The organism is Sagittula sp., assembly GCF_052825245.1.
Window position 1 is genome coordinate 95,591 of the sequence record NZ_JBRBWD010000029.1, and the last position, 23,524, is coordinate 119,114.

Here is a 23,524-nt window from a genome sequence, read left to right on the forward strand (position 1 = left end):
CAGATGACAGTCGCGAGCTTTTTCGACAGCATGGATTACGCCCCCAGCAAAGAGGACGACAGCGCCGCGCGCGCCTGGCTCGCCTCTCATGACGCCCGCTTCGGCCACTTCATCGACGGCGCCTTCACGAAGCCGGGCGAAGGCTTCGACACCGTCGAACCGGCAACAGGCGCGCGTCTGGCGCAGGTGTCCCAAGGGACTGGCGCTGATGTGGACGCGGCTTTCAAGGCGGCGCGCAAGGCGCAGAAGGGTTGGGCCGCCCTGCCCGGTCACGAACGCGCGCTGAAGCTCTACGCACTCGCACGGATCATCCAGCGCAATTCGCGGCTGATCGCGGTGGTCGAGGCGCTCGACAACGGCAAACCGATCCGCGAGACGCGCGACATCGACGTGCCCCTCGCCGCGCGGCACTTTTACCACCACGCGGGCTGGGCGCAGATCCAGGAGAGTCAGTTCGCCGCTTACGATCCGGTGGGCGTCGTGGGCCAGGTGATCCCATGGAACTTCCCGTTCCTGATGCTCGCGTGGAAACTGGCCCCCGCGCTGGCGCTGGGAAACGCGGTGGTCCTGAAACCGGCCGAGGCGACACCGCTGACGGCGCTGCTGTTCGCGGAACTGGCGCAGGCGGCGGGGCTGCCCGCAGGCGTGCTGAACATCGTCACCGGCGACGGCGAGACCGGCGCGCTGATCGCGGCCCACGAGAGCGCCGACAAGGTTGCCTTCACCGGTTCGACCGAGGTCGGACGCCGCATCCGCGAGGCGACAGCCGGTCAGGGCAAGTCGCTGACGCTGGAACTGGGCGGCAAGTCCCCCTTCATCGTCTGTGATGACGCCGACATCGACGCGGCGGTCGAGGGTGTGGTTGACGCCATCTGGTTCAACCAGGGCCAGGTCTGCTGCGCGGGTTCGCGTCTCTTGGTGCAGGAAGGCGTTTCCGATGTCTTTCATGCCCGGCTGGCCGACCGGATGAAGACGCTGCGCATTGGCGCCTCGCTCGACAAGACCATCGACATGAGCGCGGTGATCGACGGCCCGCAGCGGGACCGCATCGCCGGCATGGTCGACCGCGCCGTGACCGCCGGTGCCAAGCTTCTGCAATCCGGTGAGGTACCCGCCAAGGGCAGCTACTACCCGCCGACCGTGCTGCGTGACGTGCCCGCCACATGCGAGGCCGCGACCGAGGAAATCTTCGGCCCCGTCGCCGTATCCATGACCTTCCGCACCCCCGCCGAGGCGGTGCAACTGGCCAACCACACCCGCTACGGCCTGGCTGCCAGCGTCTGGAGCGAGAACATCAACCTCGCGCTGGAACTGGCCGCGCAGGTGCAGGCGGGCATCGTCTGGGTCAACTGCACCAACGTGATGGACGCGGGCGTGGGCTTTGGCGGCGTCAAGGAAAGCGGTTTCGGTCGCGAGGGCGGGCGTGAGGGTTGCTACGACTACCTCAAGCCCCGCGCCTTCGCCAAGGCCGCCGAGCGCAAGGCCGTCACACCCGCCACCGCGAAGGGCTTCAGCTTCGACCCGGTGGACCGGACGGCAAAGTTCTTCATCGGCGGCAAGCAGGCGCGGCCCGACGGTGGCACAGCGCGCCCCGTTGTGGGCGCCAAGGGCACCGTTCTGGGCGAGGTCGGCGAAGGCAACCGCAAGGACGTGCGCAACGCCGTCGAGGCAGCGCGCGGCGCGGCCAGCTGGGGCGGCAAGACCCAGCACAACCGGGCGCAGATCCTCTACTACATGGGCGAGAACCTCTCGGCTCGTGCCGACGAGTTTGCCGAGCGCCTGGGCGCGCAGACCGGCATCAAGGCGGACAAGGCCCGGGCCGAGGTCGCGGCCAGCGTCTCGCGGCTCTTCACCTATGGCGCATGGGCCGACAAGGTCGAAGGCACGGTCCACATGCCACCGATGAAGGGGCTGGCGCTGGCCGTGCCCGAACCCATCGGCGTGGCAGGCGTGATCTGTCCGGAGGAAAGCCCGCTTCTCGGGTTCGTCTCCACCGTGGCGCCGCTGATTGCGACCGGGAACCGCGTGGTCGCCATCGCCTCCGAGGCGCATCCGCTGTCCGCCACCGACTTCTACCAGGTGCTGGAAACCTCCGACCTGCCGGGCGGCGTGCTGAACATCCTCACGGGCAGCGCGCAGACGCTGGGCCGCGAACTGGCGAAACACAACGGTGTCGACGTGCTCTGGGCCTTCACCACGCCGGAGCTGTCGGCCGAGGTGGAGCGGCTGTCCATCGGCAACCTCAAGCGGGTCTTCACCGACCACGGGCGCGCCTGGGACTGGACCAGCGCAGAGGCAGAGGGCGAGGTCTTCCTGAGGCAGGCCACGCAGATCAAGAACATTTGGGTGCCCTACGGGGAATAAGGGAACCACAGCGCCGCCTTGGGAGGGGCGGCGCACGGGGGAGGACACAACATGGCAGAGCAGAAGGGCATCGCGATCCTGGGGATCTACGTTGCCGATACCGCCTATCTCGCCGGCCGCATGCCGAAGATCGGCGAGACGATCTCCGGCTCTGGTTTCTCGCTGGGACCGGGCGGCAAGGGATCGAACCAGGCAGTGGCCGCGGGACGCGCCGGGGCCGATGTGAGCTTCATCTCGAAGATCGGCGACGACCCGTTCGGCAAGATGGCGCTGGAGATCTACGAGGAAACCGGCGTGACCGCGAAGGTCGAGGTGATGACCGACATGCCCTCCGGCGCGGCTTTCATATTCGTCAACGACCAGACCGGCGAGAACGCGATCATCGTCTACCCCGGTGCGGCCGGCACCATCTCCGTCGCCGATGTCGAGGCGCAGCGGGACGTGATCGAGGGTGCAAAGGTCTTCGTCACCCAGCTTGAGCAGCCCGCCGACGCCGCACTTGCTGCCCTCACCATGGCGAAGGCGGCGGGCGTGACCACGGTCTTCAATCCTGCCCCTGCCAATCCCTTCGACGACGCCTGCTACGCGCAGACCGACTACTTCGTCCCGAACGAAAGCGAGGCCGCGGCTATCGTCGGCTTCGACATCGCGTCCGAAGAAGATGCCCGCCGCGCCGGAGAGATCTTTGTCGAGCGCGGGGTCGGCACGGCGCTGATCACGCTTGGCGACAAGGGTGTCTACATCCACGGCCAGGGTCTCAGCACCCGCATTCCCGCCATGACCAACGCCGCCGTCATCGACACCGCCGGCGCGGGCGACGCCTTCATCGGCGGTTTCGCGGCGGCACTGTCCGAAGGCCGAGGGGTCGAGGACGCGGTGCGCATGGGCTGTGCCACGGCAGGCATCGCGGTGACCCGCCGCGGCACAGCCCCCGCCATGCCCTCCCGCGCGGAAATCGACGCCCTGCTGGGAGAGACCGCATGACCCGCGACGATCCGGTCAAGCACCTGTTCCTCTGGCCGGCGTTCCTCGTGGTTCTGGCCATCGCGATCTTTCCGCTGATCTACTCGCTTGCGAACAGCTTCATGTCGCTGCGGCTTGTGCCGCCGATGCCCGCGCGGTTCGTGGGCGTCGACAACTATACCGACCTGCTGGGCAACCCGCGGTTCTGGCAGACGGTGAAGACCACCTCGATCATCGCCTTCACCTCGGTCGCGCTGCAGTTCGTGATCGGCTTCGGCATCGCTCTGGCACTGGCCAAGCGGGTCCGGGGCGTGGAGTTCTTCCGCATCACCTTCCTGATGCCGATGCTGGTGGCGCCGGTTGCCGTGGCGCTGATCGCCCGCCAGATCCTCAATCCCACCATGGGGCCGCTCAACCAGGTGGCCACCTTCTTCGGCTTCCCCAACCTGCCCTACCTTACAGAATCGCACTGGGCGCTGGGGTCGCTGATCGCGGTCGAGATCTGGCAGTGGACGCCCTTCGTGATCCTGCTGCTGCTCGCCGGTCTTCAGGGTCTGCCCGACGACGTCTACGAGGCGGCGGAGCTTGAAAACGCCTCCCCCTGGCAGCAGTTCTGGGGGATCACCTTCCCGATGATGCTGCCCATCTCGGCGGCAGTGATCTTCATCCGCATCGTGGAGAGCTTCAAGATTATCGACACGGTCTTTGTCATGACCGGCGGGGGCCCGGGCGTGGCCACCGAGACGCTGACGCTGTTCGCCTACCAGGAGGGCTTCAAGAAGTTCAACCTTGGCTACACCTCGGCGCTGTCCTTCCTGTTCCTCGCGGTGGTGCTGATCCTCAGCCTCGTCTACCTCGCCTTGCTGAAACCCTGGCTGGAGAAGTACAAATGAGCGTGCGTGACCTGCACGGCCCGCGCCGCTGGGTCGCCTTCGCCCTGTGCTGCGCGTGGTTCGCCTTTACCGTCTTCCCGCTCTACTGGGTCGCGATCACGTCACTCAAGACGCCGCCCGACGTGGTGGGCGGTCCGACCTATCTGCCCTTCGTCGACTTCCAGCCGACCCTGAAGGCCTGGCGGGAGCTGCTCTCGGGCATCCGGGGCGAGTTCTATTCGAACTTCTGGTCCTCGACCATCGTGGCAGTGTCCTCGTCGGTGCTGGCCACGCTGCTGGGCGCCATGGCGGCCTATGCGCTGGTGCGTTTCCCCTTCCGGGTGAAGCTGCTGTCGGGGATCCTGTTCTTCGCCGTGGCCATGGGGGGCTTCCTGCTCGGCCGAGACGTGGTGGGCCTGCCGCCTGCCACCGCCTCCATCATCGCCTTCTGCGTGGCGCTGGCGCTGTCGGTGCTGGCCAACCGCTTCCCGCTGCCGGGCAAGGTGATGAACAACGACGACATCGTCTTCTGGTTCGTCAGCCAGCGCCTGTTCCCGCCCATCGTCGTGGCCTTCGCTCTGTTCCTGCTCTACTCGGAAATGGGCAAGCTGGGCTTCAAGCTGACCGACACCTACATCGGCCTGACGCTCGCCTATGTCGCCTTCTCGCTGCCCATCGTGGTCTGGCTGATGCGCGACTTCATCTCGGCCCTGCCGCTCGAGGTCGAGGAGGCCGCGCTGGTCGACAACGTGCCGCAATGGCGGATCTTCTTCGGGATCGTGCTGCCGATGTGCCGCCCCGGCCTGATCGCCACCTTCGTCATCACGCTGGCCTTCACATGGAACGAGTTCCTCTTCGCGCTCTTCCTGACCAACTCGGAATGGCAGACCCTGCCCGTCCTGATCGCCGGTCAGAACAGCCAGAGGGGCGACGAATGGTGGGCCATTTCCGCCGCAGCCCTCGTCGCCATCATTCCGATGGTCATCGCGGCCGGGCTTCTTGGGCGCCTGATGCGCTCGGGCCTGCTGAGCGGCGCCGTCAAGTAGACTTAACAAAGCCCCGGAGGAGGGGCGAATTTCCAAGGGAGGAAATACCATGCTGAAATCGTTGAAACTCTCGGTCGGGGCGCTGGCCCTGAGCACGGGGGCGGCGCTGGCCTGCTCGCCCGACTTCACGGGCGTCGAGATCACCGCGACCACCCAGACCGGCCCCTACATCGCCTCGGCCCTGACACAGGCCGCCGAAGCCTGGCAGGAAAAGACCTGCGGCACCGTCAAGGTCGTCGAGTTCCCCTGGTCCGAGCTCTATCCCAAGATCGTCACCACGCTGGCCGCAGGCGACGACTCCTTCGACGTGATCGCCTTCGCCCCGGCATGGGCACCGGACTTCACGCCGTTCCTGACGGAGATGCCCGCCAAGTTCCAGGAAGGCGAGGCATGGGAAGACATCGCGCCGGTCTACCGTGAACAGCTTATGGTCTGGAACGACAAGGTCCTGTCGCAGACCATGGACGGCGACGTGCACACCTACACCTACCGCATCGACCTCTTCGAGGACGAGGCGAACAAGACTGCGTTCAAGGAGAAGTACGGCTACGACCTCGCTCCGCCGAAGACCTGGGCCGAGTACCTCGATATCGCCGAGTACTTCCAGGACAACGTCGAGGGCGTCTACGGCACGGCCGAGGCGTTCCGCCGCGGCGGCCAGCAGTTCTGGTTCCTCTTCTCCCACGTGGCAGCCTACGCCAGCCACCCGGACCTTCCCGGCGCCATGTTCTTCGATCCCGAGACCATGGACGCTCAGGTGAACAATCCGGCATGGGTCCGCGGCCTCGAAGAGTACATCCGCGCCTCCAAGCTGGCTCCGCCGTCGGCGCTGAACTTCTCCTTCGGCGAGGTCAACGCCGCCTTCGCGGGCGGCCAGGTCGCCCAGTCCATCGGCTGGGGCGACACCGGCGTGATCGCGGCGGACCCGGCGCAGTCCACCGTTGCGGGCAATGTCGGCTCTGCCGTGCTCCCGTCCTCGACCGAGGTCTACAACTACAAGACCGGCGAGTGGGACACCTTCGAGGAACCCGTCGACACCTCATTCATGGCGTTCGGCGGCTGGCAGGCGGCGGTTCCGCAGTCCTCCAAAAACCAGGAAGCGGCGTGGGACTTCATCTCCACCCTCTCCAGCCCCGAGGTTTCGGGCAAGGCCACCGTCACCGGCGGCACGGGCGTGAACCCCTACCGGATCTCGCACACCACCGACATGGAGCGCTGGTCCACGCTGTTCTCCGAGCGCGAGGCGCAGGAATACCTGGGCGCCCAGCGTGAGGCGGTGACGGCGGACAACGTCGCGCTCGACATGCGTCTGCCTGGCTACTTCTCGTACACCGAGATTCTCGAGATCGAGCTGAGCCGCGCGCTGGCAGGAGAAGTCACCCCGCAGGAGGCGCTGGACACCGTGGCCGAAGGCTGGAACGAGCTGACCGACCAGTTCGGCCGCGACGCACAGCTTGCCGCCTACCGGGCCTCCATGGGCCTGCCGCAGAAGTAACCCGTCGGGGGCGGCCTTATGCGGGCCGCCCCTTTCGCGACATTCGGAAAGACCCCCACATGGCAACCATTTCGCTGAACGGCGTGACGAAATCCTACGGCGACCTGCAGGTCATCCCTCCGATGGACCTCGAGATCCGCGACGGAGAGTTCGTCGTGCTCGTCGGGCCTTCGGGCTGCGGCAAGTCCACCACGCTGCGGATGATCGCGGGCCTCGAAACCGTCACCAGCGGCGCCATGCACATCGGCGACCGCGAGGTCACGCACCTGCGCCCCGGCCTGCGCAACTGCGCCATGGTGTTCCAGAGCTACGCGCTTTACCCGCACATGACCGTGCGCGAGAACATCGGCTACGGCATGAAGGTGCGCCGCACGCCCAAGGCGGATGCCGCCAAGGCTATCGACAACGCAGCGCGCATCCTGAACCTGACCGACTATCTCGACCGCAAGCCCGCAGCCCTCTCGGGCGGCCAGCGCCAGCGCGTTGCCATCGGCCGCGCCATCGTGCGCGACCCCGATGTCTTCCTTTTCGACGAACCGTTGTCGAACCTCGACGCCAAGCTGCGCGTCGAGATGCGCGTGGAGATCAAGCAGCTTCACCGCCGGCTCAAGACCACCATGGTCTACGTCACCCACGATCAGGTCGAGGCGATGACCATGGCCGACCGCGTGGTGGTGCTGCGCGACGGGCTGATCGAACAGGCCGCCGACCCGATCACGCTGTACGAACGGCCCGCCAATGCCTTCGTGGCCGAGTTCATCGGCGCGCCCAGCATGAACATGCTCGACGGCCGGATCGAGGCTGCGGGCGACACCCTGCGCTTCGTGGGTACCGAGGGCCTCACCTTCGAGATTCCCGCCGAACGCACCGCCACGCTTGCGCCGCTTGTCGGCCAGGACTGCCTGCTGGGCATCCGCCCCGAACATACCGCAGAGGGCGAAGGAGGCATCGGCGTCACCGTCGAGGTCGTCGATATCGAACCGCTCGGGCCGCACACGCTGGTGATCGGCCAAGTCGGCGACCGCAAGTTCACCGGCCAGGCCCGCGCCGATACGCCCACCCGGCCCGGGGACCATGTGCCGATCCGCTTCGATCCCGCCAAGCTGCATTTCTTCCGCGCCAGCGACGGCGCCGCCATCCGCGAGGACACCGCATGACCGCTTCCACCGACAGGATCATCGCGCTCGAGGCCTTCGAGCACGTCCACCCCGACCGCGTCGCCGATTACGAGGCCGCAAGCCAGGCCATCGACGACAAGGTGCGCGAGACCGAACCGGGGATGCTGGTCCACGCACTGACCGTGCACGCCCGCGCCGATGATCGCGTGACCTACCGCTGGCTGGAGGTTTTCACCGATCTCGCCGCGCTCGAGGCGCATTTCGCCAGCCCGCACGTCAAGGCCCACGGTGCGCACCTGAACGGCAACGGCATCCTGTTGTCTCCGGTCGAGATCGTGCTCTACGTCGACTGGTCCGATGAGGAAAAGGCCGAGATCAACCAGCGCCTCGGCGGCGCACTCTCCTTTGCGGAGGTCCGCTCGGGCTTCTACCGCCCCGACTGAGGGTCGGTCCTCAGAGCAGCCCCTCCATCTCCACCAGGATATCCTGCGCGCTGTCGTAGAGCCGCGCGTAGATGGGCATCATCTGGTCGTAGACCTCCGCCCAGGCGGGATCGGGCTGCACCTCGTCGGCAAAGCGCACCATCTTCGCGGCCGCCGCCTTCAGGTCCGGTGCATCGCCCGTCGCCACAGCCATCAGCATCGCCGCGCCCACGACGCCGCATTCCAGCTCTTCGGGGACAAGGTATGGCACACCGTACATGCTCGCCTTGATCCGCAGCCAGAGGGTGTTCTTCGCGCCGCCGCTCGCCGCCACGATCCGTTCGGGCCGCCCCTGCCCGCCCTGCAGCCCGTCGAGCCGCTGGCGGACGGAGAAGGCTACCCCCTCCAACACGGCGCGGTGTAGCTCCGGCAGGCCGTGGCTGGCCGTCAGGCCGAAGAACTGCGCTCGGCTGCGCGGGTTGAACCGTTCACCGGACAGGTACGGCAGGAAGAACAGCGCGTCCGATCCCGCCACCGCTTGCGCCGCGTCCTCCGCGATCCGGGCATAGCTGCGGTCGTTGCCATGAAAGGCGCGCCGCGCCCACCGCACCGCGTCCCCTCCGGCGTCGAGCAGCGTCATGGCCCCCCAGTCGCCGCCCGCCGACATCACGTTCGAGATCTCCGGATCGATGACCGGCTTGTCATGCGTCAGGGTGATGATCGTCGAGGTGCCGGTCACGTCCGATCCCATGCCGGGCCCGATCACACCCGAGCCGAGCAGCGCCATGGGGTAATCGCCCGCGCCCGCCAGCACCGGGACACCCGCATCGAGTCCAAGCGCCTGCGCCACCTCCGGCAGCAGCGGCCCGAGGATGTCCCCGGCATCGTGCAGCGGCGGCAGAAGCGCAGGGTTCACCCCGGTCATCCGGCACAACGCCTCCGACCAGTCGCGGCTGCGCCAGTCCATCAGGAAGGACAGCGAGGCCTCCGTCCTGTCCTGCGCAAGCTGTCCGGTGAGGCACAGGTTGATCCAGTCCTTCGGCATCAAGACCGCCGCGGTCCGTGCCATGGCCTGCGGGTCGTGTTCCGCGATCCATGCGAGCTTGAAGGCGGGCCAGGCGGTCGCGGGCATGTTCGCGGCGATGTCGAGGTACGCGCCCTGCCCGACACGGCCCGAGAATGCCTCCACCTGCGGCGCGGTGCGCTTGTCGTTCCACAACGGGGCGGTATCGCGGGTCAGTTGGCCGCTCCCGTCCACCAGGACCGTGCCGTGCATCTGCCCGCAAGTGCAGATCGCCGCAACCCGGTCTGCAGCGCCGTCGACATCGGCCAGAACCGCACGGATGGTGTCCTGCGTGCCCTGCCACCAATCGGCGGGGCGCTGCTCCGACCAGCCGAACTGTGGAACGATCTGCTCGTGCTCGCGGTGGGCAAAGGCAAGGATGCGCCCGTCGCGCCCGACCAGAGCAGAACGCAGCCCGCCGGTGCCCACATCGATGGCCAGATACAGGTCGCGCATGGTCTCTCCTCCGCTTGCGGGCTTCTCCCTGACAGGCAGAGTGCCGACGCGCACTGGCGCGCGCAAGCTGTATGGGTAGAAAAACTACGATATCGTAGCCAGTGGCAGGCGGGCAAAGCGTCAGTGCAATTGACATCCAATGCCCTAGAAACGGACCAATCTTACACTCAAAGCCCGAAACCGGTCTGCGCCGCCCACATGGAGAGACAGGCACAGCCTTGCCAAATCGACGCGTCCCCCGTTACAGAGGTAGTTAAACTACCTATCAGCCGAGAGTCCCGCCGATGTATCAGCCCCCGACCGCCCACGTCATCGATCCGTCGACCGGGCACCTGAGCGCAGCCACCGGGCGGTATGAAAAACGCCTGTCGGACCTTGCGGGCCTCTATGAGGACGCTCAGGCTTTCGAGACGCTCAAGGTCGAGGACCCGGACCGCATCGTCTACGTCGTGCACGAGGTAAGGCCGCAGCAGGCGTCCGGCGACCTGATCTTCGGGACCACATGGATGCAGCCGGGGCGCGTCGGGCGCGAGTTTTTCATGACGCGCGGCCATATCCACGCCACCGGCAACCGCCCCGAAACCTATTACGGCGAAAGCGGCGAAGGCGTGATGCTGCTGGAAAGCCCTGAGGGCGAGACGCGGGTCCTGGAGATCCGGCCGCGCGTGATGGTCTACGTTCCCCCGATGTGGATCCACCGCTCCGTCAACACAGGGCCGCAGCCCCTGGTAATGAGCTTCTGCTACCCCAGCGACAGCGGGCAGGACTACGGCATCATCGAACGCTCGGGCGGTATGGCGAAACGCATCGTCGCCGGGCCGGAAGGCTGGGCGGCCGTCGACAACGCCGCCTACCGCCCGCGCACCCGCGCAGAAATCGACGCCGTTCTGGCCACCGCCGCCTGACGTGTACGATGGCAGTCCCCATGCAGCGAGGCACCATGACCCCGGCCCAGAAACCGACCTTCTACTTCATCGGCGTCACCACCGGCGCCTCGTCGATCATGCGGGTTTTTCCGAAGTGGGCCGCGCACCTCGGCCTGGGCGACGTCGCGATCAAGGGCATCGACCTGAAACCGCACGACACGGTGGAAAGCTACCGGGCGGTGACGCGCTTCATCAAGGAGGACCCGCTCAGCCTCGGCGCGCTGGTGACGACCCACAAGCTCGATCTCTATGCCGCCTGCGCCGACCTCTTCGACGAAATCGACCCGCACGCGCGCCTGATGGCCGAAACCTCCTGCCTGTCGAAGCGCGAGGGGCGGCTGATCTGCCATGCGAAGGACCCGATCTCTTCCGGTCTCGCCCTCGACGGGTTCCTGCCGCCGAACCATTTCGCCGACACAGGGGCGGAGCTTCTGTCGATGGGCGCAGGCGGGTCGACCATCGCACTGACCTGGCACCTTGCGCAGCTGTCACGCGGCGCCAACCGTCCCACGCGGATCGTCGTCACCGACCGCACGCAGCCCCGCCTCGACCACATCCGCGCGTTCCACGAGGCGTCCGGCTGCGACGTTTCCTGTGACTACGTGCTGGCAGACCGGCGCGAGGACAACGATGCGCAGATGAAAACGCTGCAGCCCGGCTCGGTCGTGGTGAACGCGACCGGGCTGGGCAAGGATGCCCCCGGCTCTCCGCTGACCTTCGACGGCCCCTTCCCGCATGGCGGCATCGTGTGGGAGCTGAACTATCGCGGCGATCTCGTGTTCCTCGACCAGGCACGGGCACAACAGGCGGCGCGCGGCTTGCAGATCGAGGACGGCTGGACCTACTTCATCCACGGCTGGACGCAGGTCATTGCCGAGGTCTTCGACGTGCCGATCCCCACGTCCGGCCCGGGGTTCGACGCCATCTCGCAGATTGCTGCGGAGGCGACGGGCCGCGTGGCCTCACAGCCCTGACAGGTGGGCGCGCCCTCCCGGGCGACGTCGCAAACACCTGAGAAAGAAAGCCACGATGCACAGCACGCCCACGCCGAACGACAACCTGCTGGAAGAGATCGTCCGCCTGCGGGACGACCTGCGCAAGTCCGACCGCCGTGTGGCCGAGGTCATCCTCGACCGCCCCGAAGAGGTGGTGGCCATGACGCTCGCCCGGCTGGCCAAGGCGGCGGAGGTTTCCGAACCCACTGTCATCCGCTTCTGCACCGCGATCGGCTGCGAAGGGTTCCGTGACCTGAGGGTCAGGCTGGCGCGCAGCCTCGCCTTTGCCCGGACGACCTCTCACACTGCGATCAGCGACGCCGACGACCTGCCCGGCATCGTGACCAAGATCTTCGATTTCAACCTCTCGAACCTCAACTGGGCGCAGTCCCGGCTGGACATGGAACGGATCGGAGCGGCGGTGGACCTGTTGGCCGCCGCGCAAAGGATCGAGTTCCTGGGCTTCGGTGCATCCGGCATCGTGGCGCGCGACGCGCAACAGAAGTTCCCGCTGTTCGGCGTGCCCTGCGGCGCGCCGTCCGATGCCCACCAGATGTTCATGACCGCCGGCATGCTGCAGCCGGGCGATGCGGCGGTGGCAATTTCCAACACCGGCCAGACGCGTGAGATCGTGTCGGCGATGGCCACGGCCCAGGCGCGGGGGGCGGCGACGGTGGGCATCACCGGGCAGGCGGAAAGCCCCCTCACCCGCCATTGCGATGTGACGCTGGTGGTCGAGACGCTGGAGAACACGGATCTCTATACGCCCACGGTATCGCGATTGTCGCACCTCGTGGTGATCGACATACTTTCGACCGCCGTCAGCCTGCGCCGCGGCGATGCGCATCACGACAGGGTCGCGCGGATGAAGACCGAACTGGCGCGGCTCCGCGGCGGGCGTTGAACATACCGCCCGCACGTTTCCGCCATGGGTCAGTGCGGTGCCACGTCTGCGAGTGTCGGCCGGGCGAGGAATTCCGGCTCAAAAATCATCTTGCACAGCGGCGCGAAACGGGCCCTCAGCTTGTCCTCGTGCGCCTCGATCGTCATGTCCTGGACGCCGACGAAGACCTGAAAGGTGCTGAGCCAGACATCGAAGAACAGCTGTGCGATGTGCCGCGCGTCCCCCGCTGAACCGTCGTGCAGCGTCAGGCTGTAGCGTCCGAGAATGGCTTCGATCACACCGATCAGCGCAGCGTCGACGTCCTGAAACGACCGTGCGAATTCCGACTCCGAGTGACGGATTGCCGCTGCATTGGCGTAGCGCCAGATCCGCTTGCTGGCGATCTCCATCGTCTCGACCGAGATATCCATGAAGACCGTCATCAGGGAACTGAGGAAATCGACATCCGTGCGCGGCTCCATCACCTTGCTGTTGTCGCGGGCATGCTGCGCGCCTTCGGTGATCATCGCGATCAGGATGCCGTCCTTGTTGCCGAAGTAGTTGAAAACCGTCGGTGTCGACACGCCCGCGGCTTCGGCGATCTCGGCCATTGTCACGGCATCCACGCCCCTCTCGGAGAAGAGCGCGCGGGCCTGATCGAGGATCTCCTCGTGCCGCCTGGCCTTCTTGCGCGATCTCAGTCCGGGCGCGGGCTCCGCTCCGCCGGCTGTCTGTTCATCGTCTCTCATCACCATGGTTTTCTTCGAGCTGTCCATCCGGATATTCTTTTATACCATATATTTTTTTATTGACTAAAACTTTGTGACGATTGCAATCATGGTGCCAGACCGGTTCGGGGGTGGGTTTCGTTCATGATCCTGCGCGCTCCGACAGTTCGTTTCTGTCGTGTCCCTCCGGGAGGGCTGGACATGACCGGGCGATCTTATGTCAGGCCTCCGCCGGATTCCAATCGACGGGGCGGCGCGCGGGGCAATCGGAGAACGGACAATCGTCGACAGGTCCCGTGCACGAGAGGAGAAACGCATGAGACATTTGAACCACCTGACAGCGACGTTCACCGCCGCGGCCACCTTGGTAGGCCTTTGCGGCACTGCCACAGCCCAGACCGCCGATCCCGACCGCTGGCTGACCCCGACCATGATCGAGGCACGCGCCAGCATGTTCCTGCCCTCGCTCAACTACCTGACGTTCCAGCACATGGACCAGATGTTCGCGACGCGCACCGTCCCCGCCGGAAGCGAGACATGGACGCTGCCGGAGAACCCGATCCCGCTCGAAGGCGAGTATACGATCCTGGGCGAGACCTACGATCTCGAAGGCGCGCTCGAACGGACGCGGGCCAACGCGCTGGTGGTGCTGAAGGACGGCGCCATCGTGCACGAGACCTATCGCAACGGCAGTAGCCCGGACACGCGCTTCCTGACCTTCTCGGTCGCGAAGTCCTACACTTCGACATTGATCGGTTTCGCGCTGGAGGACGGGCTGATCGACAGCCTAGACGACAAGGTCACGAAGTACCTGCCCGAGATGCAAGGCTCCGGCTACGACGGGCCGACGGTACGCGACGTGCTGCGGATGCGGTCCGGCGTGGCATGGGAGGAACGCTACGAGTTCGGCAGCGAGACGCAGTTGACCACGGTCCATGACAACGCGTTGGTGGGCTACAAGTACCGCTGGTGCGACTACGCCGCGAACGAGTCGGAGAAGGGCGAGACGGCGCCCGACGAACGCTTCAACTACGCCACGCTCGACACCAGCGTGCTGGGCTGCATCGTGGAACGGGTCACCGGCCGCACCGGGGCGGAGTACATGAGCGAGAAGCTCTGGCAGCCGATGGGAGCGGAATACGACGCCTACTGGATCATGGACGGGCCGGACGACGTGGGTCGCGAATTCTACGGTGCTGGCCTTGCCTCCACCGCGCGCGACCATGCGCGCTTCGGCCAGATGTTCCTTCAGGACGGTATGGCCAACGGCAAGCAGGTGGTGCCCGCCGACTGGGTGAAGGAGGCCACCGTTCCCGACGAGGGCTACGAGCCGGTCGCACCCGGCGAACCGGTGGGCTACCAGTACCAGTGGTGGACCGACGGGGGCAGCGACGTGTTCATGGCGCTCGGCCTGCACCACCAGTTCATCCGAGTCGATCCGGCCAACAACATCGTCATCGTCAAGATCAGCTACACGCAGGAACCCGTTGGCCGGGACCAGGAAAACGAGGAACTCTTCGCCCAGATCACGGCCAAACTGACTCAGTGAGGCAAGGCGGATGGGCCCCCGGGCCTGTCCGAACGCAATACACTGGCCGGGCTGGAACGGCGGACGCGCCCCGGGAACAGGGCGCGCCTGTTGGAGCGGGCGGCAAGCTGCGTCGGTTCAAGCGCAAACGCAGTTGAGACGGCTATCACCGGGTGCCGCTTGGCCTGCGCAGCCTTGACGATCCAGGGGTTCAGTCCACGGCTTCGCGCGCCGCCTCTCTCCGACCATTGAAAACAGTCCTTCCGTTCACCCCATCCGGATCAGCAAGCCCAGCACGTCCGAGCGATGGATCATGCCCGCGACGTGGCCCTGATCCAGAACCGGGAACAGCCGGTGCGGCAGATCGAGGAACATCTCCGCCACGCGGATGACCTCGTCGTCGATATCGACGGTCACCACTTGGGCAGACATGTGATCGCGCACCAGCCCTGTCCAGTCCCGGTGATAGCTGGCGTGCAGCGCGGGTCGGAAGCAGTCTTTCTGGGTCAGGATGCCGACTAGGCGCCCATCGTCCGTCACAACGGGGGCAGCGGCGGATTTCGTTTCCACCAGGATGGCAACCGCGCGGCGCATGGGCATGTCGGGCGCAAGCGTGGGCACCTCGTGCCGAAGGATGCTCCGGATGCGGTAGGCGGTCACGATCCGACCTCCGACTGCACCTGCGCCGCGCGCCGCCGCAGCGGGCAATCGGCGCAGCGTCCGCCGGGCAGTCCCTCTGCCGCGCCGCAGCTGGTGCGCACGGGTTTGCCGCCGAATATCAGCCCGAGCCCGATGCCGCAGGCGGCGAGCGTCACGGTGATCACGGCAAGGAGGATTTCCATGGCCAATGCCTTTCGCTCAGAGGATCATGTCATCGATGGCGCCGGTTCGGATCTGGCTCAGCGCGCCAGCGTCCTCCAGCAGGAACAGCGCCGCGAGGTTCCGGGCGCGGGCGATCCCGGGCCCCCGCTCCTCGCCCGCCGCCAGCAGAGCGGTGGCCCAACCGTCGGCACTCATGGCGTCCGGTGCGACCACCGACACGGCGCGCAGGCGGCCCGCCACCGGCGCCTCCGCGCGCGGATCGATCACGTGGCTGTAGCGCATGCCCCCCAGCGCATAGCTTTGCACGCCGGTGCCGGACGTGGCGACTGCGGCGCCGTCGGGCAGGCGCAGGGTGGCGGGTGACGGCGCACCGGGGAACGGCGCATCGACCGCGACCCGCCAGTCCCGGCCGGTCGGGTGGTTGCCCCGCCCCGACAGCTCTCCGCCCAGATCGAACAGCGCGTCCGTGAACCCGGCCTCGCCCATCAGGACCATAGCGCGGTCCAGCGCCCAGCCCTTGGCAATGCCGCAAAGGTCGAGCGTCAGGTCGGCCCGCTGCTTGGTGATGCTCTCCGCGCTGACGGACAAGGCCCGCCAGTCCGGCGCACCGCCGCTGACCGGGCCAAATCCCCAGCGCGCCACCAGCGGCCCCACGGTCGGATCGAAGGCGCCCTCGCTTTGCCGGGCAATCTCCACCGCGGCAGACGTGACGTGGCACAGGGCAGGATCGTCCCCCTCCGTCCCGCCTGCGTTGAACCGGCTGATCGCGCTGTCGGGCCGCCAGGGCGAAAGCTGTCTGTCGATCCGGGCAAAAAGCGCCTCGATCTCGGGCCTGAGCCGTGCCAGCCCCTGCCCCTCCGGCGCGCTCACACGCCAGCCGGTGCCGAAGGCCCGGCCGCTCAGCGTCTCGACCCCGCCGCCTGCTGCAAGTGCCATGCGTGGCAGGACACAGGCGCTGCCGATCAGGCCAAGGGCCGCGCGGCGGGTGGGTTCCTGAAGGCGTTTCATCATCTCAGGCTCCGAAATCGTCATAGAAGATCTGCTCGGGCTCGACGCCGAGCCGGTCGAGCGTGGACAGCACCGCCGAGATCATCACCGGCGGCCCGCAGAGGTAGTACTCGCATTCCTCGGGCGCGGGATCTGCGCTCATCTCGCGGCGCAGGATGTCGTGGACGAACCCCGTAGCCCCCAGCCAGCGATCGCCCGGGGCCGGGTCCGACAAGGCCGGTGTCCAGCTGAAGTTCGGATGCTCGGCGGCCAGCCGGTGGAATTCGTCGGTGTAGAACAGGTCGGCGGCAGAGCGCGCGCCATAAAAGTAGCGGATGCGCCGCTGCGTGCCACGCCCCAGTTGCTGGTGGATCATCGCGCGCAGAGGCGCCATGCCCACGCCCCCGCCGACAAAGACCATCTCGCGGTCGGTGGGCTGGACATGGAACTCGCCGAAGGGGCCGGACAACGTGATCCTGTCGCCCGGCTTCAGCGAGAACATCCACGACGAGACACAGCCCGGCGGCACCTCTTCCTCCTGTCCTGCAGGCGGCACGGCGAGGCGGATGTTGAAGACGGCGCGCCCTGTGTCCTCCGGCCGGGTGGCAAGCGAATAGGCGCGCGTCACCTCTGCCCCGGACTGCGACCGCAACCGCCGCCAGCCCGCGATATCCCAGGCCTCCGCGAAGTCTTCCGGCACGTCGAGCGTCGCGAAGTCCAGGTTGTAGGGCGGCGCGGTGACCTGCATGAAATCGCCGGCGAGGAACTCCGTCGGATGGTCGGGCGGCAGGTCCACCACGATCTCGCGGATCAGCGGGGCAAGCATCCGGGTCGAGCGCACCGTGCAGATCACGCCGCCGCCGGCACTGAGGATATCGTCCGGCACGGTCACCGCGCAATCGCCGCGCAGCCGGGTCTGGCAGGCCAGCCGGACATGGGCGCGCCGTTCCCTGGGCGACAGGACGCCCCGTTCCGTCGCCTGTGGTTCACCCGCGCCCTCGCCCTCCACCGTCACGCGGCAGAGCCCGCAGGTCCCCGATCCGCCACAGGCGGCGGGCAGGCCGATGCCCGCATTGTGCAGCACCCCCAGCAACTTGTCGCCGCGCCTGGCCGTCAGGTGGGTCGTGGCGTTCACCACCACGTCCAGCCCCGTGTCCGGCACCAGTCGCCGCCGCAGGACGACGAGCCCCAGGCTCATCCCCACGACCAGCAGCACGATCACGGCGCTTCCAAGCACAACCTCGGTCATTGCGACGCCGCCATCTGTGCGAAGGAGGCAAAGCCCAGCGACATCAGTCCGGTGAGGACAAAGGCAATGCCCAGCCCGCGCAGCCCCGCAGGCAGGTCGGCATAGGCCAGCCGCGTTCGGATCGCCGCCAGCATCGCCACCGCCAGCGCGAAACCGACGCCGCTGCCCAGCCCGAAGACCGTCGATTGTGCCAGGGTGTAGTTGCGCTCCACCATGAAGAGGCTCCCTGCGAGGATCGCGCATTGCACCGTCAGGAGCGGCAGGAAGACCCCGAAAGCCGCGTGGATCGCGGGCGCGAAACGGTCGAGCAGCATCTCGAGCAGTTGCACCGACGCGGCGATGACCCCGATGAAGGCGATGAGTGACAGATAGGACAGGTCGATCTCCGGCATCCCGGCCCAGCCCCAGGCGCCCGGCGCCAGCAGGTAGTGATAGACGATGTGGTTCAACGGCACCGTCAAACCCATCACCCCAATCATCGCGATACCGAGCCCCAGCGCCGCCTCTGGTTTCCTCGACAGCGCAAGGAAGGTGCAGAGGCCCAGGAACAGCGTCAGGGGCATGTTGTCGACGAAGGCCGACATCAGGAACAGGTTCCACAGATCGGTCATTCGGTCACCTCCGCTCTGCTCGGCGGCGTGTGCTCCGGCGCCTCGGCCTGCTCCGGCAGCACGCTGCGCACCGTCCAGACCAAGAGGCCCAGCAGGAAGAAGGCCGAGGGCGCCAGCAGCATCAGGCTGAGTGGCGTGAACCAGCCGCCCTCGCTGGCAAGCGGCAGCACGGTTGCGCCGAAGAGCTCCCCCTTGCCCAGCAGTTCGCGCAGCCCGCCGATCACCAGCAGCACCAGCGAATAACCCAGCCCGTTGCCGAAGGCGTCGATCATCGCGGGCAGCGGCGGATGGCGGCGGGCATAGGCCTCCGTCCGGCCGAGGACGAGGCAGTTGGTGGTGATAAGGCCCACGTAGACCGACAGCGCGCGGCTGATCTCGGCGAAATAGGCCTGCAACACCTGGTCGATGACGATCACCAGCGAGGCGACGATGACGATCTGCACGATCAGCCGGATGGTGTCGGGAATATGCCGCCGGATCGTGCTGACGATGCCCGCCGCCAGTGTCAGCACCACCGTCAGCGCCACCGACATGGTCAGCGCCGTGGCGAGCGTCGTCGTCACCGCCAGCGCCGAGCAGATGCCGAGGATCTGCAGTATCACCGGGTTCTGGCGGATCAGCGGCTCGGTCAGCGTGGTCCATGCAGAGGTCCGTGCCATCGCTCAGAACTCCCCGCGTGCGATGGCGTCGATCAGCGGGCCGTACCCCTCCGGCCCCAGCCAGAAGCGGACGATCTGCGTCATGCCCCGCCCGGTGCGGGTGGCGCCGGTGATGCCGTCGACCTCGTAGGGGCCGGTGGCAGTCCCCTGCGCCACGCGGAACTGGACGGTGCCCGCTTCGTCGCGCAGTTCGGTCCCGGCAAAGCCCGCCTGCCAGGACGCCTCCTCGATCCGGCCGCCAAGGCCGGGCGTCTCCGAATGGTGGGTGACGGCGATACCGGCGACGGTGTTCATGTCGCCCTGCAATGCGAGGATCGCGTCGATCCGCCCGCCGTATCCCTGCCCGCTGACCGGCAGCAGCGCGAGCGAGATCTCTTCGCCCTCGCGCAGCAGGTAGACCTGCACGAAGTCGGGCCGCGTCCCCAGACCGGCCAGATCCTCGGCGGGCGCGAGCGCCGTCCAGTTGCCCGGATCGGCCAATGCCGCGTCGAGTGTGGCGGGCGTCACGTCCTCTGCCGCGCGCCCCCGGTCGAGGTCGATCACCACGGTCGAAAGTGTTCCGCCCGCCTCCTCCAGCAGCGCCGACATGCCGGGAATGCCCGCCACCAGCGAGGCGATCCGGGCCTGTTCCTCTGCCGCGCGGTTGGCCGCCTGGATCGGGCGCAGCATCACTGTCGCGCCGCTGACCAGCGCGGCACAGATCGCCGAAACGAGGAACGCCACGATGATCGTCTTGGCGCGGCTTTCGTTGGGCAGCGCCATCAGGCGGCGCAGCGGGTTCAGGTCACGTTCTGCCATGACGTCTCCTTCTGCGGGCGATCCAGAGCGCCAGCGCGGCCTCGTCCAGAAGCGGGGCCGCCAGCGAGGCCAGCAGCGCGGCGGCGACAGCGATCTGCACCGGCTCCGCCCCGGTCCACCCGGTTGCAAACAGGATCAGGAGGGCGCCATAAAGTGCGCCTTCCAGCCAGCGACCGCCGCGGGTCGCAGCGCTTGTGACGGGGTCGGAGACCAGCAGCACCAGCACCAGCGCGCCGACGTGCAGCACCGGCACCGGCAACACGCCGAAGACGCCCGCCGCCGCACCGACGATCACGGCTCCCGCGATCACGCCGCCCGGCATCACGCCCGTCCCCATGCCGATCAGCGCAGCCGGCACGACCGCCCATGCCACCGGCGCGTCGAACGCGGGCCAGCCGAAGGCAGGGAAGCCGAACCCGAGGAAAGACAGCGCCACCGTCGCCGGGTGGACCACGTTCCGGCCCCAGCCGCCGAAGACCAGCTCTCCCATCACGATGCCGAAACTGATCCCCCAGGCCGCGCGCAACGTGCCCAGATCTTCGGGCATCAGGATCGCGATGGCGAGGGCGGCGAGGACCGCGGACAGCGACGGCGCCTGCGCGCGCACCAGCAGGAAGACGAGGTGCCAGACGCCGATCACCAGCGCCGCGAGGCCGAAACGGAACAGCGTGTCAGCCCCGCCGTAGGCGATCCACATCACCACGATGGGCAGATGCGCGGCAAGCAGCACGGCGGCCACGGTTTCGCGGTTCCAGAGCCCCCGGATCACGCTGCGAACTCCGACCGGATGCGATCCAGCATGGTGCGCAGCTGGGTGGCGATCTCTCCGTTCTCGCTCAGCACGTAATCGGCCAGGGCCACGTCCTCATCCAGCAGCGACAGCACGCCAAGCTTCATCGCCGTCTCGTCATCCCCCGCCCCAAGGGCACGCAGGAAGGGCGCCGCGGGAAGCGTGCCCGCGAAGGCCTGCTCCAGCCCCGCCGTGGGGATCGCGGGCAGACCGCGCGGGGAGCGGCCGAGCGCCTGCGCCAGCCAGTGCCGAGGACGCGCCGGTCCCTGTGCAGGCAGGACCGTCACCTGCCGGTCGCGCGGCGCGAGCCAGTGACCCACGTGCCCATCCAGTGCACTGCCGGACAGGATGGTGTGCGGTCCGGGGGCCACGATCCGGCGGGTGAGTTGCCGGAGGTCCGCACCGGGGTGGGTCCGCAGGCTTCGTCCTTCGCGCAGACCCGTCCCCCCGATGCGCACCTGCCGCATGACCGGCAGCACCCCGGTGTCCAGCAGCGCGCCCATGGCGGCCACGTCTTCGGCATGTATGTCCCAGACCGGCGCGCCAAGGCCCGCGGGAAAGACCCCGTGGCAGCAGATCCCCGGCAATCCCTGCGGATGACGGCGGCCGCGATGGACCACCTGCGCGCTCAGCGACAGCCCGGTGGGCAACGCGTCCGACTGGGCAAAGACGATCACCGGGCCATCGGTCAGCTTCTGCAGCGCGCCAACACCCCGGGCAAAGTCCTCCTCCCGCCCTTCAAGCGCCCCGCCGGGATCGGGGGCACCCGGGCGCGTGTCAGTCGCCATGACGAGGATCGCGGCGGGCGCCTCCTCTGCATCGGGCATTCCGCCGAAGGGCCGCCTGCGCAGCAGGGGCCAGACGCCCGAAGCCTGAAAGAGACGGCGCAGGGCCTCCGGGGTCTGGTCGCTCGTCTCGTGCCGGACAACCGCGTCCCCGTCGCGGAACAGCACGATTTCCACCAGCCTGCGCCCGGGCCGCATGACGATCCGCGCCACGGTTCCGGCGATGGGTGCGGTCAGACGGATACCGGGCGCATGACGCAGGTGGGCAACGGCCTCTCCCTGCGCCACGCGGTCACCTTCGGCGACCAGAGGCGTGACGTGCAGGATCGGACCCGCGGGCGGCAGGACCGCCGCCTCTTCCGTCGTGACGCAAGTGTCGTCGCGGCGTTCCGGCAATGCGGCGATCGCCGGGACCAGTCCCTTTCCCGCCCTGAAAAAACCCATCCTTCTCCCACTCGGTTGCGGTGCCTTGCGCGCCTGTTGAAAACGCCTCGAAGTTGAAGGTTAACGGCGGCTTTCGGTCCACGATATGATTTGAATCAATGCCATCTTTTCGCAACCGCGCGATCCTTGCTGCAATTGCAAACCTGCTTCGAAAGGAGATTGCCCATGCCGTCACCCTTCCCCGGATCGCTCGTGCCGTCCCTTGCCGCGGGCGTGATCGCGGGCCTGCTGTTCGCCGCGTCCGCAACCGCGCAGTCAGCCTCCGACGACGCGGAGGGCGAGGCCCCCGTCATCCCCTTCGCGCTTCCGCAGTCCGGCCCGTTCTCGCCGTCCGAGATCAACATCGACAACGACAAGGCGATCCAGGACTGGTTCCGCTCTGCCCATGCCAATGCCGCCGCCGAAGCGTTCCGCCACTGGGACGACGAGGGCGAGGTCAACGCGCGCTGTGCCACCTGCCATTCGGGCGAAGGGTTCCGCGATTTCCACGGGCTGGACGGCACGGAGGCCGGTGTCGTGGACGGCCCGATCAACACCGGCGGCGTCGTCGATTGCGGCACGTGCCATAACGCCGGGCTGGCAGAGGTGCGCGAGATCACCTTCCCCAGCGGCGTGGTGCATCCGGTGACGGGCGTCGAAGCGTCTTGCCTGACCTGCCACCAGGGCCGGTCGGCGGGGGCGGACGTGGAAAAGGCAATCGCGGGCCTGCCCGTCGACGAACCCAACGCCGATCTCGGCTTCATCAACCCGCACTACGCTACGGCTGCGGCCACCTGGCTCGGCGGTTACGGCGAGGCGGGGTATCACTACGAGGGCCAGACCTACTCCGGGCGGTTCTTCCACGCCAAGCCCGTGGAAAGCTGCAACTCTTGCCACGAACCGCACACGCTGGAGATCGTTTTCGAACCCTGCCAGACCTGCCACGAGGCCGAGTCCCCCGAGGACATCCGCATCGCCCGGCAAAGCTACGACGGCAGCGGCAAGACCGACGTCGGTATCCATTCCGACATCGCCGCCAATGCCGGGACGCTGATGGACATGATCCGCGCCTACACCACCGAAGTCGCCGGGGCGCCGGTGATCTACGACGGCACGCGCTACCCCTATTTCTTTGCCGACGCCAACGGCGACGGCGCCATCGACATGGAAGACGGCAGTCCGGTGGCCTACAAGTCCTGGACCCCGCGCAGCCTGCGCGCCGCCTTCAACTGGAAGCTGGTCACCGCCGATCCGGGCAACTACGCGCACAACCCGCTCTATACGCTCGAACTGCTGTACGATTCCATTGCCGACCTGAGCGACCCGCTGGGTGTCGACGTCGAGGAGATGAACCTGCGGCGCTGACCCGGGCATTTCGCCGTTTGGGCCGGCCGCCCCTTTCGGAAAGTTCCTGGACAGTCAGGACCGCGTCTGCACCACCATCCGGCGCAGGCGCGCCCGTTCCTGCGAGAAGGGATAATCCCGTCCCCACTTGGAGCGTCGCCCCGAATATGGTTCTCTCCACCCTCCGGGCCGTGCCA

The 23,524-nt window shown here is 67.4% G+C and carries 23 protein-coding genes; 12 read left to right on the forward strand and 11 right to left on the reverse strand.

What is annotated here, in order from left to right; genetic code table 11:
- Nucleotides 1–3 precede the first annotated feature (3 nt).
- Genes ACU0DV_RS10305 through ACU0DV_RS10335 form a run of 7 tightly spaced genes read left to right on the forward strand, consistent with a single transcriptional unit; the run spans nucleotide 4 to nucleotide 8,301 of the window.
- Entirely contained in the window at nucleotides 4–2,364 is a 2,361-nt protein-coding gene (locus ACU0DV_RS10305; RefSeq protein WP_446241725.1) for an aldehyde dehydrogenase family protein, read from the forward strand.
- Between the two features lie 51 nt (nucleotides 2,365–2,415).
- Entirely contained in the window at nucleotides 2,416–3,348 is a 933-nt protein-coding gene (locus tag ACU0DV_RS10310; protein ID WP_446241726.1) for a ribokinase, read from the forward strand.
- Nucleotides 3,345–4,220 (forward strand): carbohydrate ABC transporter permease, encoded by an 876-nt coding sequence (locus ACU0DV_RS10315; protein WP_100930566.1) that lies wholly within the window; start codon nucleotides 3,345–3,347, stop codon nucleotides 4,218–4,220. The genes ACU0DV_RS10310 and ACU0DV_RS10315 overlap by 4 nt, the downstream gene beginning before the upstream one ends.
- Nucleotides 4,217–5,245 (forward strand): carbohydrate ABC transporter permease, encoded by a 1,029-nt coding sequence (locus ACU0DV_RS10320; RefSeq protein WP_283983327.1) that lies wholly within the window; start codon nucleotides 4,217–4,219, stop codon nucleotides 5,243–5,245. The genes ACU0DV_RS10315 and ACU0DV_RS10320 overlap by 4 nt, the downstream gene beginning before the upstream one ends.
- A 49-nt stretch (nucleotides 5,246–5,294) precedes the next feature.
- Nucleotides 5,295–6,740, forward strand: a complete 1,446-nt coding sequence (locus tag ACU0DV_RS10325; protein ID WP_100930564.1) for an extracellular solute-binding protein — start codon at nucleotides 5,295–5,297, stop codon at nucleotides 6,738–6,740.
- 59 nt (nucleotides 6,741–6,799) lie between these two features.
- On the forward strand, nucleotides 6,800–7,897 hold the full coding sequence (locus tag ACU0DV_RS10330; protein ID WP_446241727.1) for an ABC transporter ATP-binding protein: 1,098 nt from the start codon (nucleotides 6,800–6,802) through the stop codon (nucleotides 7,895–7,897).
- Nucleotides 7,894–8,301, forward strand: coding sequence for a putative quinol monooxygenase (locus ACU0DV_RS10335; RefSeq protein ID WP_370312884.1), 408 nt, complete (start codon nucleotides 7,894–7,896; stop codon nucleotides 8,299–8,301). Before ACU0DV_RS10330 ends, ACU0DV_RS10335 begins: the two co-directional genes overlap by 4 nt.
- 10 nt (nucleotides 8,302–8,311) lie before the next feature.
- On the opposite strand, the gene ACU0DV_RS10340 is transcribed toward ACU0DV_RS10335, so the two are convergent.
- Nucleotides 8,312–9,799 (reverse strand): xylulokinase, encoded by a 1,488-nt coding sequence (locus tag ACU0DV_RS10340; protein ID WP_446241728.1) that lies wholly within the window; start codon nucleotides 9,797–9,799, stop codon nucleotides 8,312–8,314.
- Between the two features lie 284 nt (nucleotides 9,800–10,083).
- Between ACU0DV_RS10340 and ACU0DV_RS10345 the strand changes: the two genes are divergently transcribed.
- Genes ACU0DV_RS10345 through ACU0DV_RS10355 form a run of 3 tightly spaced genes read left to right on the forward strand, consistent with a single transcriptional unit; the run spans nucleotide 10,084 to nucleotide 12,624 of the window.
- Nucleotides 10,084–10,704 carry a glucose-6-phosphate isomerase gene (locus ACU0DV_RS10345; RefSeq protein WP_446241729.1) on the forward strand — a complete coding sequence of 207 codons (621 nt, stop codon included), beginning with the start codon at nucleotides 10,084–10,086 and terminating at the stop codon, nucleotides 10,702–10,704.
- A 35-nt stretch (nucleotides 10,705–10,739) separates the two neighbouring features.
- On the forward strand, nucleotides 10,740–11,699 hold the full coding sequence (locus ACU0DV_RS10350) for a shikimate dehydrogenase family protein (RefSeq protein WP_446241730.1): 960 nt from the start codon (nucleotides 10,740–10,742) through the stop codon (nucleotides 11,697–11,699).
- Nucleotides 11,700–11,754: 55 nt separating this feature from the next.
- A complete protein-coding gene (locus ACU0DV_RS10355) occupies nucleotides 11,755–12,624 on the forward strand; it encodes a MurR/RpiR family transcriptional regulator (RefSeq protein WP_446241731.1) in 870 nt (289 codons plus the stop codon).
- A 29-nt stretch (nucleotides 12,625–12,653) separates the two neighbouring features.
- Here ACU0DV_RS10355 and ACU0DV_RS10360 read toward each other — a convergent pair whose 3' ends face one another.
- The gene (locus tag ACU0DV_RS10360; protein ID WP_446241732.1) at nucleotides 12,654–13,352 is read right to left on the reverse strand and encodes a TetR/AcrR family transcriptional regulator; all 699 of its coding nucleotides are present in this window, start codon (nucleotides 13,350–13,352) and stop codon (nucleotides 12,654–12,656) included.
- Between the two features lie 295 nt (nucleotides 13,353–13,647).
- On the opposite strand from ACU0DV_RS10360, the gene ACU0DV_RS10365 reads away from it, so the two are divergent.
- On the forward strand, nucleotides 13,648–14,880 hold the full coding sequence (locus tag ACU0DV_RS10365) for a serine hydrolase domain-containing protein (RefSeq protein ID WP_446241733.1): 1,233 nt from the start codon (nucleotides 13,648–13,650) through the stop codon (nucleotides 14,878–14,880).
- A gap of 246 nt (nucleotides 14,881–15,126) precedes the next feature.
- Here the strand turns inward: ACU0DV_RS10365 and ACU0DV_RS10370 are convergent, their stop codons facing one another.
- Genes ACU0DV_RS10370 through ACU0DV_RS10410 form a run of 9 tightly spaced genes read right to left on the reverse strand, consistent with a single transcriptional unit; the run spans nucleotide 15,127 to nucleotide 22,004 of the window.
- Entirely contained in the window at nucleotides 15,127–15,519 is a 393-nt protein-coding gene (locus ACU0DV_RS10370; RefSeq protein WP_446241734.1) for a CBS domain-containing protein, read from the reverse strand.
- Entirely contained in the window at nucleotides 15,516–15,701 is a 186-nt protein-coding gene (locus ACU0DV_RS10375; protein WP_100930555.1) for a hypothetical protein, read from the reverse strand. Before ACU0DV_RS10375 ends, ACU0DV_RS10370 begins: the two co-directional genes overlap by 4 nt.
- A 16-nt stretch (nucleotides 15,702–15,717) precedes the next feature.
- Nucleotides 15,718–16,692 (reverse strand): FAD:protein FMN transferase, encoded by a 975-nt coding sequence (locus tag ACU0DV_RS10380; RefSeq protein WP_446269774.1) that lies wholly within the window; start codon nucleotides 16,690–16,692, stop codon nucleotides 15,718–15,720.
- A 1-nt stretch (nucleotide 16,693) separates the two neighbouring features.
- Nucleotides 16,694–17,917, reverse strand: coding sequence for an NADH:ubiquinone reductase (Na(+)-transporting) subunit F (gene nqrF, locus ACU0DV_RS10385; RefSeq protein ID WP_446241736.1), 1,224 nt, complete (start codon nucleotides 17,915–17,917; stop codon nucleotides 16,694–16,696).
- A complete protein-coding gene (gene nqrE, locus ACU0DV_RS10390; protein WP_446241737.1) occupies nucleotides 17,914–18,528 on the reverse strand; it encodes an NADH:ubiquinone reductase (Na(+)-transporting) subunit E in 615 nt (204 codons plus the stop codon). Before nqrE ends, nqrF begins: the two co-directional genes overlap by 4 nt.
- Nucleotides 18,525–19,187, reverse strand: a complete 663-nt coding sequence (locus ACU0DV_RS10395) for an NADH:ubiquinone reductase (Na(+)-transporting) subunit D (protein ID WP_370312875.1) — start codon at nucleotides 19,185–19,187, stop codon at nucleotides 18,525–18,527. The genes nqrE and ACU0DV_RS10395 overlap by 4 nt, the downstream gene beginning before the upstream one ends.
- Before the next feature lie 3 nt (nucleotides 19,188–19,190).
- Nucleotides 19,191–19,985 carry an FMN-binding protein gene (locus ACU0DV_RS10400; protein WP_446241738.1) on the reverse strand — a complete coding sequence of 265 codons (795 nt, stop codon included), beginning with the start codon at nucleotides 19,983–19,985 and terminating at the stop codon, nucleotides 19,191–19,193.
- Entirely contained in the window at nucleotides 19,972–20,754 is a 783-nt protein-coding gene (locus ACU0DV_RS10405; RefSeq protein ID WP_446241739.1) for an RnfABCDGE type electron transport complex subunit D, read from the reverse strand. The genes ACU0DV_RS10400 and ACU0DV_RS10405 overlap by 14 nt, the downstream gene beginning before the upstream one ends.
- On the reverse strand, nucleotides 20,751–22,004 hold the full coding sequence (locus ACU0DV_RS10410; RefSeq protein WP_446241740.1) for a Na(+)-translocating NADH-quinone reductase subunit A: 1,254 nt from the start codon (nucleotides 22,002–22,004) through the stop codon (nucleotides 20,751–20,753). The genes ACU0DV_RS10405 and ACU0DV_RS10410 overlap by 4 nt, the downstream gene beginning before the upstream one ends.
- A 165-nt stretch (nucleotides 22,005–22,169) precedes the next feature.
- Here ACU0DV_RS10410 and ACU0DV_RS10415 point away from each other — a divergent pair, with 165 nt between their 5' ends.
- Entirely contained in the window at nucleotides 22,170–23,348 is a 1,179-nt protein-coding gene (locus ACU0DV_RS10415; protein ID WP_157815065.1) for a cytochrome c3 family protein, read from the forward strand.
- Nucleotides 23,349–23,524 lie beyond the last annotated feature (176 nt).

Bases quoted from the DNA above. Each gene is read 5' to 3' on its own strand.
- ACU0DV_RS10315 (WP_100930566.1), top strand. From the start codon at position 3,345: ATGACCCGCGACGATCCGGTCAAGCACCTGTTCCTCTGGCCGGCGTTC.
- ACU0DV_RS10415 (WP_157815065.1), top strand. From the start codon at position 22,170: ATGCCGTCACCCTTCCCCGGATCGCTCGTGCCGTCCCTTGCCGCGGGC.
- ACU0DV_RS10330 (WP_446241727.1), top strand. From the start codon at position 6,800: ATGGCAACCATTTCGCTGAACGGCGTGACGAAATCCTACGGCGACCTG.
- ACU0DV_RS10325 (WP_100930564.1), top strand. From the start codon at position 5,295: ATGCTGAAATCGTTGAAACTCTCGGTCGGGGCGCTGGCCCTGAGCACG.
- ACU0DV_RS10345 (WP_446241729.1), top strand. From the start codon at position 10,084: ATGTATCAGCCCCCGACCGCCCACGTCATCGATCCGTCGACCGGGCAC.
- ACU0DV_RS10305 (WP_446241725.1), top strand. From the start codon at position 4: ATGACAGTCGCGAGCTTTTTCGACAGCATGGATTACGCCCCCAGCAAA.
- ACU0DV_RS10380 (WP_446269774.1), bottom strand. From the start codon at position 16,692: ATGATGAAACGCCTTCAGGAACCCACCCGCCGCGCGGCCCTTGGCCTG.
- ACU0DV_RS10350 (WP_446241730.1), top strand. From the start codon at position 10,740: ATGACCCCGGCCCAGAAACCGACCTTCTACTTCATCGGCGTCACCACC.
- nqrE (WP_446241737.1), bottom strand. From the start codon at position 18,528: ATGACCGATCTGTGGAACCTGTTCCTGATGTCGGCCTTCGTCGACAAC.
- ACU0DV_RS10355 (WP_446241731.1), top strand. From the start codon at position 11,755: ATGCACAGCACGCCCACGCCGAACGACAACCTGCTGGAAGAGATCGTC.
- ACU0DV_RS10395 (WP_370312875.1), bottom strand. From the start codon at position 19,187: ATGGCACGGACCTCTGCATGGACCACGCTGACCGAGCCGCTGATCCGC.
- ACU0DV_RS10340 (WP_446241728.1), bottom strand. From the start codon at position 9,799: ATGCGCGACCTGTATCTGGCCATCGATGTGGGCACCGGCGGGCTGCGT.
- nqrF (WP_446241736.1), bottom strand. From the start codon at position 17,917: ATGACCGAGGTTGTGCTTGGAAGCGCCGTGATCGTGCTGCTGGTCGTG.
- ACU0DV_RS10375 (WP_100930555.1), bottom strand. From the start codon at position 15,701: ATGGAAATCCTCCTTGCCGTGATCACCGTGACGCTCGCCGCCTGCGGC.
- ACU0DV_RS10400 (WP_446241738.1), bottom strand. From the start codon at position 19,985: ATGGCAGAACGTGACCTGAACCCGCTGCGCCGCCTGATGGCGCTGCCC.
- ACU0DV_RS10410 (WP_446241740.1), bottom strand. From the start codon at position 22,004: ATGGGTTTTTTCAGGGCGGGAAAGGGACTGGTCCCGGCGATCGCCGCA.
- ACU0DV_RS10360 (WP_446241732.1), bottom strand. From the start codon at position 13,352: ATGAGAGACGATGAACAGACAGCCGGCGGAGCGGAGCCCGCGCCCGGA.
- ACU0DV_RS10320 (WP_283983327.1), top strand. From the start codon at position 4,217: ATGAGCGTGCGTGACCTGCACGGCCCGCGCCGCTGGGTCGCCTTCGCC.
- ACU0DV_RS10310 (WP_446241726.1), top strand. From the start codon at position 2,416: ATGGCAGAGCAGAAGGGCATCGCGATCCTGGGGATCTACGTTGCCGAT.
- ACU0DV_RS10365 (WP_446241733.1), top strand. From the start codon at position 13,648: ATGAGACATTTGAACCACCTGACAGCGACGTTCACCGCCGCGGCCACC.
- ACU0DV_RS10335 (WP_370312884.1), top strand. From the start codon at position 7,894: ATGACCGCTTCCACCGACAGGATCATCGCGCTCGAGGCCTTCGAGCAC.